General features: G+C 71.7%; 10 protein-coding genes and 1 tRNA gene. 3 read left to right on the top strand and 8 right to left on the bottom strand.

What is annotated here, in order from left to right; genetic code table 11:
• Position 1: 1 nt before the first annotated feature.
• From SFY69_00680 to SFY69_00660, 5 genes are all read right to left on the bottom strand, one after another.
• Positions 2-439 (bottom strand): hypothetical protein, encoded by a 438-nt coding sequence (locus SFY69_00680; protein MDX2130549.1) that lies wholly within the window; start codon positions 437-439, stop codon positions 2-4.
• A gap of 63 nt (positions 440-502) precedes the next feature.
• On the bottom strand, positions 503-2,956 hold the full coding sequence (locus SFY69_00675; GenBank protein MDX2130548.1) for a tetratricopeptide repeat protein: 2,454 nt from the start codon (positions 2,954-2,956) through the stop codon (positions 503-505).
• A 104-nt stretch (positions 2,957-3,060) separates the two neighbouring features.
• A complete protein-coding gene (locus SFY69_00670; protein MDX2130547.1) occupies positions 3,061-4,638 on the bottom strand; it encodes an RDD family protein in 1,578 nt (525 codons plus the stop codon).
• A complete protein-coding gene (locus SFY69_00665) occupies positions 4,638-5,555 on the bottom strand; it encodes a hypothetical protein (GenBank protein MDX2130546.1) in 918 nt (305 codons plus the stop codon). Before SFY69_00665 ends, SFY69_00670 begins: the two co-directional genes overlap by 1 nt.
• Complete coding sequence (locus tag SFY69_00660) at positions 5,552-6,082, bottom strand: hypothetical protein (GenBank protein ID MDX2130545.1); 531 nt, start codon at positions 6,080-6,082, stop codon at positions 5,552-5,554. Before SFY69_00660 ends, SFY69_00665 begins: the two co-directional genes overlap by 4 nt.
• A gap of 748 nt (positions 6,083-6,830) precedes the next feature.
• Here SFY69_00660 and SFY69_00655 point away from each other — a divergent pair.
• The 3 genes from SFY69_00655 (at position 6,831) to SFY69_00645 (ending at position 10,737) form a co-directional block, all read left to right on the top strand.
• Positions 6,831-8,966, top strand: coding sequence for a tetratricopeptide repeat protein (locus SFY69_00655; protein ID MDX2130544.1), 2,136 nt, complete (start codon positions 6,831-6,833; stop codon positions 8,964-8,966).
• A 126-nt stretch (positions 8,967-9,092) separates the two neighbouring features.
• Positions 9,093-10,493 carry a dockerin type I repeat-containing protein gene (locus SFY69_00650; GenBank protein MDX2130543.1) on the top strand — a complete coding sequence of 467 codons (1,401 nt, stop codon included), beginning with the start codon at positions 9,093-9,095 and terminating at the stop codon, positions 10,491-10,493.
• A 170-nt stretch (positions 10,494-10,663) separates the two neighbouring features.
• Positions 10,664-10,737 (top strand) — tRNA-Val (locus SFY69_00645).
• On the opposite strand, the gene SFY69_00640 is transcribed toward SFY69_00645, so the two are convergent.
• The 3 genes from SFY69_00640 to SFY69_00630 form a co-directional block, all read right to left on the bottom strand.
• The gene (locus SFY69_00640; GenBank protein ID MDX2130542.1) at positions 10,735-11,199 is read right to left on the bottom strand and encodes a DoxX family protein; all 465 of its coding nucleotides are present in this window, start codon (positions 11,197-11,199) and stop codon (positions 10,735-10,737) included. The two genes, SFY69_00645 and SFY69_00640, sit on opposite strands and share 3 nt — an antisense overlap.
• Positions 11,200-11,324: 125 nt before the next feature.
• Complete coding sequence (locus tag SFY69_00635; protein ID MDX2130541.1) at positions 11,325-12,524, bottom strand: peroxiredoxin-like family protein; 1,200 nt, start codon at positions 12,522-12,524, stop codon at positions 11,325-11,327.
• Positions 12,525-12,615: 91 nt separating this feature from the next.
• Positions 12,616-12,855 (bottom strand): hypothetical protein, encoded by a 240-nt coding sequence (locus SFY69_00630; protein ID MDX2130540.1) that lies wholly within the window; start codon positions 12,853-12,855, stop codon positions 12,616-12,618.
• Positions 12,856-12,929: the final 74 nt, after the last annotated feature.

The following is a 12,929-nucleotide window of genomic DNA, read 5'->3' as shown; positions in this document are numbered from 1 at the left end:
GCTACGCCTCCGTGTCCTGATACCGAGGGCTCCCCTGCCCGGGTTCGGCGTACGCGCGTCCGGCGCGCCCGCCGGTGGCCACGGCACGCAGACGCTCGCCAAGGTCATCGCGCCGGGCGAGCAGAAGGGCCGCCTGCTGCTCGTTGGCGGCTTCGACGCGGACAAGGCGTGCGGCCACGTCGTTCGCGAGGGCGTGCACCTGGTCGTCATCCCCCGGAGCGCGGGTGCCGAGCCAGGCGCAGTAGGCCCGGTCGACGTCGGGCGCGTTCGCGGTCAGGCGGTCCACCAGATCGCGGCGCAGGTCGATCGCCTGCGCGATGGTGTCGGGGTCGTCGGCCGGCGAGAGCGGGGCCGCGGCTCGCTCCAGATCGTCCAGCAGCGACTGCTGGGCGCGGAGCAGCGCGAGGAGACGGTCGAGTTCCGGCGTCTGTTTGGTCATCCCTGACACTTTCCCCGGCGCTCCGCGCCGGCGTGGACTACATCGGCTTTCCCCCGGTCCGTTCTACTCCGAAACCGCGGCCCGCGCGGAAAGGTGGTCCTGGGCGGCGAGCCACCGCTCCCAATCGGCCCGCGACATCGGCAGCATCGGGTCGTCCCAGACGCTCTCGGGCAGCGAGGCGTAGAACCGCTTGGCGCGCTCGTTCGCGGCGGCGGCCTGGTCAAGCCGCCCCATCCGCACCAGCGCGCTCACGATCTGTGTCATCGCCACGAGCGCCGCGGGGTCCTTCGCGTACCGCTCGCGGGCGGCGTCGTACGCCCGGATGGCACCCTCGTAGTCCTCGAGATCGAACGCGCAGTCGCCCTTGAAGAAGTACGCGTTGCGCAGGTACAGGTCTTCCACGCCCGTGCGGCGGGGGCGGGCCTCGTAGTCGGATCGCACGTCTTCGTACAACTGCTGGGCGCGCGCCAGGCGCGTGCGTCGCTGGGTCATCAGATCGCGCTGGTTCCCGTCGGGCATGGCCGACTGCAGCGCCCGGGCGATCTCGGCCCCCGACCGCCGCAGCGCGTCGGCGAGCCTGTACCGGGCGGGCGTGAGGTCCGCGCCCGGCTCGGCGTCCTTCTCGGCGATCGCGAGGTACTGCTCGAAGCGCTCGATCGCCCCCGCGTACCGGCCACGCCGGAACCAGTGCTCGCCCAGCTCGCGGAGCGCCTCGCGGAAGACCGGGGTTCCCGGGCCAGTGGCGGCCCCTTCGACAACCTGCGCCAGGAGCTGCTCGCCCCGGGCGTCGTTGTCGGGGTCCGCGTCTTCGAGCAGGGTCTTGGCGAGGGGAACGATGCTCTGGTCGCCCCACGGGCCGGTGCCTCGCTCCCCGCCGCGTTCATCGATGAGGGTCTGGTAGAGCCCGGCGGCGAGCTCGAGATCGCCGCGGGCGCGGTAGGCCTGCGCGAGGCGGAACATCGCTTCGGGACGGCGCGCGTCGGCGGGGAGGTCGGCGATGAACTGGCGGAACGCCTGGGCGGAGGCGTCGACGTCGCCCGCGCGGTCGAAGGTGTCCGCCGCGGCCCAGAGGCTGTCGGCGTACGCCACCGTGTCGTCCTGGATGGTGCGCGTCGCGTGCATGCGGTAGTACTCGCCCGCGAGGAGCAGGTGCTCGCGCGCCTCGCGCTGCGTCGCGGGGTCCGCCTCGGCGAGGCTCAGCGCGCCCCCCTCGGCCGCGTGGCTCAGCAGCCCTTCCGCCAGGCGCCGGTTGGTGGCGGCGATGGCGAGCAGCACCTCGGCCGGAGACGCGTCGATCCCGTGCAGCCGCTCGGCGAGCAGCGCGAAGCGGAGTGCCTCGGCCAGCTCGCCGCGCTCGTCACGCTCGCGGAATCGCGACATGAGGCTGGCGCCGGCGCGGTCGATGTCTTCCTGCGGGTGCGATGCCCGCTCGGCGCGGAGCAGTTCGACCAGTTCGGTGTACCGGCGCAGCCCCTCGTCCTCGGCGTCTTCTCCTTCCGCGAGGCGGCACTCGACCTCCGCCAGGCCCAGCAGCGCGGCGCTGCGCTTCTCCTCGAGCCCGATCTCGTCCAGCACGCTGCGGTACCCGTCGCGCGCCCGCGAGAACTCCCCGTCGCGATGGTCGAGCTCGGCGAGCATCAGCGTGGCGAGCGGGCGCAGGCGGCTGTGCTCGCTCAGCTTCGTCAGCGCCGCGTTCAGGTGCGTGCGGGCCTCTTCGGCGCCCTCGGTGCTCATGTACGCCCGGGCGAGCGTCACGCGCAGCTCCGCCTCGCTCTCGCCCTCCACCCCTTCCAGGCGGGGCAGACCCCGGACGATCTTCGTGATCGCCTCGTCGGCGTACCCGGCGTCGATGAGCAGTTCGCCCTGGCGCGCCAGCGTCCAGGCGCGGTCGTCACGGCTCAGTTCCGGATCGGCCGCGAGCGACGTCACCAGGTCCAGCGCGCGACCACGGTCCGGCGTGCGCCCCGACAGGCTGCGCTCCACGATGCGCTTGAGCAGCGAGATGCGCTGCGGGCGCTGCGCGTCGGGGAGCATCTCGGCCCGCACCGCCGCCCCGGAGAGGTCGCCCAGCGACAGCAGCGTCTCGGCGATGTGCACCCGGTCTTCGCCCTCGAGCACCGCGTGGAGGCGTTCGGCCGCGACGTACTCCTCGCGGATCGCCTCGTGGTTCTCCGCCCGGTCGATCCCGAGCTCGCGCTGGCCCTTGTAGAGCCCGCGCGCCCGGAGCAGGTGGAAGCGGCGTTCGACGTCGGGGGAGCGCTGCCCCGCCGCGAGCAGGGGCAGCACTTCCTTGTTCAGCGCTTCCACGCCCTCGGCGTACTTGCCCTCGTCGATCAGTTTCTCCGCCCGCGCGAGATGATCCACCGCCTCGGGCTTGGGCGCGGTCAGCACGGCCGCGATGATGCCCGAGATGAGCGCGAGCGCGGCGAGCGCCAGCAGCGGCGCTTGCCAGACATCACGCCATCGCACGGGCGTGGCGGCGCCCGCGTCGCCTCCCTGTATGCCCTCGCTCGACACCGCGCGCTCCGATTCCCCGGGTGTGCTGACCCGTCTGGCCAGTTATCGGATCGGCGGGGGGGCGGGGTTCAGCGTGTCGTGCCGCAACCCGCGCATGATTCGCGCTATTCGTCGTCCGGTTCGTCCGCCGCGGAGGCGACGACGACCGCGGTACGGGCGATCTGGTCGGCGCGCGGCCGCCCGGTGGGGTCGAAGACCGCCAGCAGACCCACGGGCGGGAGGCACCACTTGATGATGCTGCGGACGAGCGACTGGCCCAGGCTCGGGCGGGCCGCGAGGTCGCCGGGGATCGGCCGGACCGTCACGACGCGGCATCCGGTAAGGAACTTCCCGGGCGTGCGTCCGGTGAACCACTCGCACACGCCGCCCCCGACGCCCGCCAGGCCCAGCCCCGCCAGCAGGGTGAGCAGGCCCGGCGCGCTCATCCACCACTGCGTCGACCACATCTGCTCCGCCGGGACCGCCCCCACCGCAACCCCCGCGCCCAGCAGCAGCGCCAGGTCGATCAGCCCCGCGATGGCGCGGCGCGACGGCTCGGCCAGCGACGTGTTCTCCGGGATCACCACCGACACCTCTCGCACCGGCACGACCGTCAGCACGATCGACAGCCCCAGCCCCACGAACAGCACGAGCAGCACGAAGACGTCCGCACGACCGACCGGGCCCAGCAGCCGGAGCTGCCCGGCGTAGAACACCCGCCCCGACGCGACCGACACCTCGAAGGCCTCCGGCAGCGCGCGCGGGGCATCGGGCTCGGTGGAGGGCGTGATGAGGATCACCCGCCCGGAACCATCGAGCGCGCAGAGCGCACGCCTGCCCGGCGCCGGGCTTGTACGCGCGATTTCCCGCCAGCCCCCGGTGCTCCAGGGCAGCGTGCGCGCGAGCAGCACGACGGACCCGTCCGGGGCGTCGGCCGCGATGACCACCTGCCCGGAGGCGTACGCGATGTGGCCCGCCAACGCGCCCGCGCCGGCCGCGCCCTCGGCGCTCGCCCACGCCCATCGCATGTCGCCCGCGCCCTCGCGCAGCCCCAGGCCGATGGAGACGCCCGTGTCCTGCGCGCTGACGACCCCCACCCCGCCCCGCACGCCGAAGAGGCGCGACGCGCCCGGGGGAACCGGGTCGGGCAGCGCCTGCCACCCGTCGTCGCGGAGTTCGAGCAGGCGGACCTCGTCGCCCTGCCGATGCAGCGCGAAGAGCCCGACGTCGGACCCGGCGACGCCCAGGAGGGTGCCTTCGCCGGGGAGCGAGATCTCGACCGTGAGTCGTCCGTCGGGGATGGTGGTCCAGCGTCCGTCGCTCCCGACGACGCCGGCCATGGACAGCACCTGACGCGGGCGGGGCTTGACCTTTCCTTCGAAGGCCGGGCCGGTCGGCGTCTCGAACACGAGGTACACGCGCTCGCCCCGGGCGGCGATGAAGCGCGGCGCGGCGCGCAGGCTGACGGCGAGCCGCGCGAGCCCGTCCTCCATGCCTCCCACGCCGTCGCGCGCCGGCAGGTGCAGGACGTCGACACCCTCGGCGGACTGGCCCAGCACGAGCCAGGCCATCCCGGCGCCCGCGCCGTCGGGCGGGACGATCGCGCCCGCGCCCAGCATGGTCTCGGGCTGCGCACGCGCCCCCGCCGGCGCGAGCAGCAGCGCCAGCATCAGCACGACGAGTGCGCGCCCGGCGACGGGCATCACGGCCCGGTCTCCACGTCGAGGTCGACCACGTCCCGCACCCCGTACGCCTCGAGGAGCGTGCGCAGATCAAACGCCTTCTCGCGCAGACGCTCGCCCGGGTTCTCGGGGTCCGACGCGCTCACCGTGATCCGCACCCGCTGCGACGGCACGTCCACCACGTAGCGCGACGCGATCGCCCCGCCCTGGCGTTCGGCGTCGACCGGCAGGTAGCGGCTCAGCACGCACGTCAGCACGATGCGGTTGCCGCTGTCCACGATCTCGATCCGCTCCGGACGGGCCGTGCGCTCGTCGATGTAGATGCGGCGCACGCCCCACCCGCGCGCCCGCGGGGGGATTTCCACCTGCAGCGTGCCGGGCCCGACGCGCCGCACGGGCGGGGGTGTGGCCCCGCCCTCGGGCAAGGGCAGCACGCCCAGTGCGTCGACGAGGTCCAGCGGGTGCACGGGCACGCCGAAAGCGCCGCCCGAGGCCGGCGTCGCCGCGCCGTGCGTGCCGACCATCGCCACCGGCGTGTCGCTGACATCGATCCACCAGTACCGCGCGTCGTCGCTGCCGAGCAGGGCGAGCGTCTGCCCGACCTTGTCGATCCGCAGCGAGAGCCGGCGCGGGGCGGCGAAGCTCAGGAACGCCTCGACCTGGTCCGTCCGCCGCCCGCCCTTCTCGTCCGGTGATTCGATCACCAGCGTCACGGGCGCCCGCAGGCGATCGAGCATCTCGCAGCGTTCGTTGTACCGCGCGGCGAGGGCGGCGTAGGTCGGCGCGGGCGTGCGGTCGATGATGGGCTCGGGCACCTTCCCCGGGCCGAGCGATCCGAAGGAGCACCCGCCCAGCCCGGCCCCGAGCAGCGCGCCCGCGAGCACGCCGCGGAGCGTGCGCGCGGCCGAACGTTGGGCCGCCGCGGGCGTGGGCGTCACGCCCCCACCGTCCCGCCGGCGTGGGCTTCGCCCGTGCCGAGCACGCGTCCCAACTGCTCGATGGCGTCGCCCACGACGCTCTCTTCGAGCCCGGGGTCGGTCACTTCCGTGGGCTCGCCAGTGGCGCCCTTCGCCAGCACGAGCAGCTCGCCGGGGCGCGAGCCCATGAGCCGCAGCGCGCGGCGCCGGATGAGCAGCAGCGACAGGAAGTACCGGAACGCGACCTGCCGAGGCTCGCTCGCGCGGGCGAGTTCCTCGAAGAGGTCCATGAGTTCGTCGTCGCCGAGCAGCGTGGGCCCCTCGCGCGCGTCGGGCGAGAACGTCGCGCGCCAGAAGCCGATCAGGTCGCCCTCGGGCCGGGCGCCCGCCTCCCACGCGCCGGCGGCGAAATCCACGCGGAACAGGTCACCTCTTTCGCCCGAGACCAGGGCCGCCACGATCGCCTCGCCCGGCGAGAACGCCCGCCCGCTCGCGCCACACTTCCCGGGCGACTTCGCCGCCGGGTACGACTGTCCGATCACGCCCATGCGCGAGTGTACGGCCCGCCATCGCCCCGACGAGCCCGCAGCGCAAGCGACGGGTCCGTGTTCTCCGAGTTGCCTTCACGAGCCCGAAGCGCAAGCGACGGGTTCCGCGTCTCCGCTTCTACGAGCCCGCAGCGCGAGCGACGGGTTCCGCGTTGGCCGTCCCGCGTCGCCGACATTGGGGCGCGACGTTGGTGCGGAGTCGCCTTGCCCACTCACTGACATTGAAGCGGCATCCACGTCACGGGATCAGGCCCATCGCTTCCTACTCCGCGTGAGTGCCCATCCTGGAATCAGGAAAACGAAGAGTGTGCCCGGTGCGGGCACGACCGACGCCAGTCGCAAACCCTGCACGCTTGTGGGCCATGCATTTGTCATTAATATGTTGTCTGGTCTGTCATACACCCAGTAGGGGCCGGTTCTATATTGAGAGCCTAGAAGCCGGCGGTCACTCGCAGTATGAACGCGTCATATGGTGACTCCGTTGTGCCTCACTCGCATCGGCCCGTGCGTCGCGAACGCCGCAGTCTCGCGCGACTTCACAGCAACTTCGCGCGGGACGGCCGCGGCACGCCGCTGTGGACGCAGCCGACGGCGTACGCGACTGGTGGCATCGAGCGTGGCGAACCCGTGCCGCCGACATCGGGCCGCCGATGTCGGTGTACGAACGCCGCCCACACGCACTGACGTCCGAAGCCGGAAGTCAGTGGCACGGTACTTCCGTGCCGCCCGCGCGCTACCGTCCATCCGCATGGCGCAAACGGGGTCGGGGAACGCGGCGGCGGAGGGACGAACGTGCGGCGGGGGCACGATCTCGCTGCCCGTGCTCGCGCCGGGCGGGCGTGCGGGCGGGCGTGCGGGCGGGAAGTCGAGCCCGAACCTGGTGCGCAAGTCGCGGATGGGCCGCTGGCGGGCGATCGTGCTCATCGCGGTGCACGTCATCATCGCGGCGCACATCATCCAGTGGCTGGTGACGGGCATGACGCTCTCGCCGGTCGAGCCGTCGGAATCGATGTACACGCTCGAGACGGGCGCGATCAACGCGGGCTTCGTGATGTTCGCGCTCGCGATCCTCTCGACGGTGCTGTTCGGGCGCTTCTTCTGCGGCTGGGCGTGCCACGTCGTCGCGCTGCAGGACCTGTGCGGTAGTTGGATGCAGAAGCTGGGCGTGCGGCCCAGGCCATGGCGCACGCGGCTGCCCCTGTACTGGGCGACGCTGCTGGCGCTGTACATGTTCGTGTGGCCCACGGTGCTGCGCGAGGCGGTGGTGCCGATCCTCGACGCGACCGGCACGGCCCGCCCGACGTGGGCGCAGGATGCAGCGCCGTTCCCGGGGCTGCGCCCGGAGTTCATGGTCGAGGATTTCTGGCGGACGTTCCCGCCGTGGTACATCGCGATTCCTTTCCTCGCGGTGTGCGGGTTTGCGACGGTGTACTTCCTGGGCAACAAGGGGTTCTGCACGTACGCGTGCCCGTACGGCGGGTTCTTCGCGCCGCTCGACAAGATCTCCGTCGGCAAGATCGTCGTGTCCGACGCGTGCAACCAGTGCGGGCACTGCACCACCGCGTGCTCGAGCAACGTCCGCGTGCACCAGGAGGTCAAGGACTACGGCATGGTCGTCGACCCCGGGTGCATGAAGTGCCTTGACTGCGTGAGCGTCTGCCCGAACGACGCGCTTGGCTTCGGGTTCCGCACACCGAGCCTGCTGGCGCCGGCGCGGACGAGCCCCGAGGTGCGGGCGAAGGCGTCGCGCCCCAGGTCGGACCTGTCGTGGGTGGAAGAGGCCTGGGTGTTCGTGCTGGGGATCGCGCTGTTCGTCGCGTTCCGCCAGTTCCTCAACATGGTGCCGCTGCTGATGGCGGCGGGCATCGCGATCATCGGCGCGTTCGGGGTGTGGAAGCTCACGCGCCTGCTGCGCGACCCCAACGTGACGTTCCAGAACCTGCAGTTGAAACTGAAGGGACGCCTGCGCCCCGCGGGCATGGTCTTCGGCGCGGGCGTGCTGGTGCTGACCGGGGTGGGCGCGTGGTCGGGCGCGGTCCGGTTCTTCCGCTGGCGTGCCGACACGCTGGACCGCGCGATCGTCACGCCGTTCGAACTCGTGTACTCGCCCGGGTACGCGCCCGCGCCGGAGGACAAGGCGAACGCGGAGCGCGCCCTGGCGCTCTACGGGCGCTCGCTGGCGCCGTCCGAGGGCGGCTTCGGCTGGGGGCCCACGCCCGACATGGCCATCCGGATGTCGTGGCTGTCGAGCGTCGCGGGCGATCTTCCGCGTGCGGAAGCGCACCTTCGCCGGGCGTTCTCGCTGGCCCCGCCGGGCGATGACCTGGTCTTCGGGCTTGCGCGGATGCGCGCCCTGCAGGGCGACGGGCCCGAGCAGGCGCTCGAGCTGTACCAGGACATGCTCGCGAAGCACCCGTCGCTGCACCAGGTGCGGCTGGCGACGGCGCAGCTGCTCGGATCGGCGGGGCGTCTGCAGGAGGCCGGCGACGTGCTGGGCCCGATGTACGAGGCGACGCGTCGGCGCCCGACACCCCAGCAGGCGACCGCCGGCGCCGAGATCCTCATCGCCCTGGGGCGGACGCAAGAGGCGATCCGCGTGCTGGAGGCGCAGCGGACCCGCAGCCCGAAGGTGGCGATGGTCCGGGCGATGCTCGCGCGCGGGTACTACGTGACCGGGCGGAAGGACGACGCGTTGGCGGAACTGGTGGCGGCGACGGAGCATGATGAACAGAACCCCGTCATGTGGTCGATGCTGAGCGGGCTGTTCTCGGAGCTGGGTCGTCCGGTGGAGGCGGCCCAGGCCGCCCGGCGGGCGGAGGATCTGGCGAGACAGGCCCGGCCGGTACTGCCCCCGGGAGCGGGGGCCGAGGGCCCGGGATCCTGACCCCCGGGCTTTGCAGGGGCGGGAGGAAATTCGAGAAGGATGTTTGCAGGACGCCCGACCAACGGTAATTTGGAGTTATTCAGGATTCGTTCTGATCGTTCCCCCTCATAGAAGAAAGGACCTCGCGTGAAACGAACGAGCATGTTGTCGGCGGTGGTGGCTCTGTCCGCGTGCGGCGCCGCGGCGGTGGCGCAGCCGGACGTGATTGTCGGCGAACTGAACGGGATCTCGAACTACACGGCGTCGGGCGGCATCCACGCCTACTCGGTGGGCACCACCTCGTGCAACATCGGCAACCAGCCGCTGCTCTGGATCGCGGGGAACAACCAGCACCCGGTGATCGGGCAGTCGATGCACCGCTTCCGGATCGTGAACGGCGCGGGCCAGTTCGAGCAGATCGGCGCCAGCCACCTGAAGCACGGGTTCACGGCGTTGCAGGAGAACGCCTGCTTCAGCGACTGCCAGGCGCACCCGAACGGCACGCGCCTGGGCGTGCGCTGCTCCGACCCGTACGGGGCGGGCCTGAACGGCATCCAGAGCGGGCTGGGCCCGCGCGATGAAGTGAACGCCGCCACCGGCGCGTACCCCTACCCCTTCACCAGCCGGTCGTACTCGGGCAGCATCGCCCGTCGCCTGCAGGTGCTGGCGGCGGACCTCGACCCCGCGCAGGGCAACAGCAACGCGTTGTACTTCGTGAGCGGGCACTACATCACGCCCGACGACGCCGCCGCCGGCAACGGCGGGAACAACGCGTCGTACCGGCGGGCCTTCCGCTCGAGCGGGACGAGCAACTGGACGTTCTCGCTGAACTCGTCGAACCCGCAGTACGCCACGCGCCGCCAGCTCTCGCCGATCTACGCCTGGCAGGAGTGCGAGCCGGGCGTGACCGTCCGCGAGGAGGCCGTGCCGACCGAGCCGGGCCTGCGCACCGTGGTGCAGCTCGGGTCCAAGGTCACCCCCATCGCCAACAACATGTACCACTACGAGTACGCCCTGCACAACCTCAACTCGCACGACTCGGTCCGCGGGTTCGTCGTGAACTTCCCGACGACCGGCAACCCCGGGTGCATCGAGGTCGAGAACGTCGGCTTCCGCGACATCTTCTACCACTCCGGCGAGCCCTGGCAGGGCACCGACTGGGCGGCCCTCAAGACCGCCACCGGGCACCAGTGGACCACCGACACCTTCGCCGCCAATCCCAACGCGAACGCGCTGCGCTGGGGCACGACCTACACCTTCCGCTTTGATTCGCCCCGTCCGCCCGTGGCCGGCACCGTGACCCTGCAGTTGTACCGCAGCGGCGGCACCATGACCATCCCGGTGCAGGTCCCGTCGTCGTGCGAGTGCCCCGACCCGGACTTCAACGGCGACGGCAACGTCGATCAGGACGACATCGCCTGCCTCGAGCAGGTCGTCGGCGGCAACTCCGCGTGCTCCTCGGCCGACGCCGACCTGAACAACGACGGCAACGTCGATCAGGACGACATCGCCTACCTCGCGCAGCTCGTCGCGGGCTCACCCTGCTGAACCCGCCGCCCGGGCGGCAGGATCCGAGAACCACGCTCATGAACGAGGGCGCCCCCCCGCGGGGCGCCCTTTTTCTTTCGGCCCGCGTTGGCGGGGCCGGGGCGGTGCTCGTCGCGACTCACCGGGCGGGGTGGAGTTTCGCGGGCCGCCCGGTACAATGGCCTTCGCTTGGGCGATTAGCGCAGTTGGCTAGCGCGCTTCCTTGACATGGAAGAGGTCCCCGGTTCGAGTCCGGGATCGCTCATTTTTCCGGCGTGCCCCGCACGCGTGCGAGAACGCACTTCACCAGGGCGCGCACGGCGCCCCGCCGCAGCCACAGGATGCCCAGGCTCGAGGCCATCACGAGGATGGCGAGCGTGAACAGCAGCCCGCCGTCGTCCCTGACCTCGATCCCCAGCGGGCCCAGGTGGCTGCCGATGGCGCCCACCATCACGCCCGCCGCCAGCATGGCCCCGATGGGCGCGGCACGCGGCACGAGCAGCAGCACCGCCGCGACGAGCTCGACCACGCCCGACGCATACCGACCCCAGGGCTCAACACCCAGCGTGCTGAAGATGTAGCGCGATTCCTCCGCGCCCGTGAACTTGAAGAAGAGCGTCTGGGCCAGGATGCCGGCCGCCAGCACCTGCAGCACCCAAGACGCGATACGCGACGTGCGGCACGCGCATTCAAACTGCGCACGCCCGGCGGGAACACCCTCGGCCATCCGACACACTCCTCGTGCGCCGCGCGCGCGGGACGTCCCGCACGCCACGCGTGGGGCGGCGCACACGCCCGCACGCGGCGAGAGTCAGCGTCCGCCCGCACGGCGCGGGCGGGGCGTACACCTTTTCACTTGGACTTCGAGAGCTGACGGGCCGCGTCGATGATCTCCGAGGGCTCGGCCCGCTTGCGGTAGTCGGCGTCGAGGAAGGCGTAGGTGATGCGTCCGTCGCGGTCGATGACGTACGTCGCGGCGATGGGCAGTTCCCACTCGGTCGTGCCGTTGATCGTCGGGAGGTCGAGCACGCCCTTGAGGGCCTGGACGAGGTCCGGGGGGAGTTCGTACACCACGCCGTAGCGCTTGCCGACCTGGTTGCCCGCGTCGGACAGCACCGTGAAGCCGAGCAGGTTCGACTCGGCGGTCTTGGCCGTGGCGTCGGGCTTCTCGGGCGAGAGGGCGACGACGTGCGCGCCCGCGGCGGTCAGTTCGGGGAGAACCTCCTGCATCGCGCGGAGCTGGATGCTGCAGTAAGGGCACCATCCGCCGCGGTACCACGTGAGGACGACGGGCCCCTTCGCCAGGAGGTCGCGCAGGTGCACGTCCGCGCCGGCGGCGTTCTTGAGCGTGAAGTCCGGGGCCGTGGATCCGACTTTGAGCGCGCGCTCCAGCACGCCCGAGCCCGCGACGTCGCGGACGCCCTTCTCGAAGCGCTCCTTCATCTCGACCGGGGCCTTGCGGTCGAACTCCGCGCGGCGCTCGTCGAGACGCTGGGCGAGCGTCCGGGGCATGCGGGGCTCCTCGCCCGAGATTTTCTTCCAGGCGACGTCGGCCTTGGCGAGCTGGGCCGCGTGGTCGCCCTTCAGCCAGTTCGCGCGCGTGTCGCCGAGCAGGCCGTCGTAGAACAGGAAGAGGCGGCCATCCTTGACGATGAAACTCTTGGGGTTGGGTTCGGTTTTGTCGCCGTCGATCATTGCCCAGGAGCACCAGCCGCCGTGGGCGGGCTCGTACCGGGCGGGGTCGGCGATGAAGCGCTGGCGGGTCTGCGCCGAGGAGAAGCGATAGGTGACGCCGCCGTGAAGGTGCTCGAACTGCGCGGAACCCTTCAGGGGCTTGCCGCCGCCCTCCGGAAAGTACGACACGGGGTCGTAGCCGTCGATGGCGAGACGGACGCCCTTCTTGGGAACGTCCCACTGGTCGATCGTGCGCGTCGGCGCCGACGGCTGGGCGATCGCGGGGGTGCCCGCAACTCCGGCGAGCAGCGCGGCACCAAGGGCGATGGAAGCGATCGAGCGGCGGAACGGCAGGCGGGCAGCGGGCGAGGTGGGCATGAGGGGTTCCTTCGGCGCACCGGCGCGGCGCGTCCGGGAGGTTAGAAGCCGCCGGCGAGCGTACGTGACACGCTGTCGTCGAAGCCGGCGACTATCGGCGTCCGCAATCGACCTCGAACTGCCGGGCCGCCACGCCCCCCGCGCCCACGACGAACTTCTTGGCCAGGCCGCACTTGGGACAGCGGGCCAGGTAGTGCGAGCCGTCGGCGGCCCGTAGCACGCGCAGGTACGAGCGGGAGCAGGGGAACCACACCTGGATCACCGGGCGGCGGGAACTCGCGGCGGCCGGGCGCGCGGACGAGGCTCCTACTTCGCCGTATTCGCGCTGCATGCCGAGGTATCGGCGCTGCCGGGGAGCGGTGTTGAGTCGGTGCGGGGTTCGATTCCGTACTTTTTCCTAACTGT

This window comes from Planctomycetota bacterium, from assembly GCA_033763975.1.
Classification (GTDB): domain Bacteria; phylum Planctomycetota; class Phycisphaerae; order Phycisphaerales; family UBA1924; genus RI-211.
This window is presented reverse-complemented; position numbering and strand designations above follow the sequence as displayed.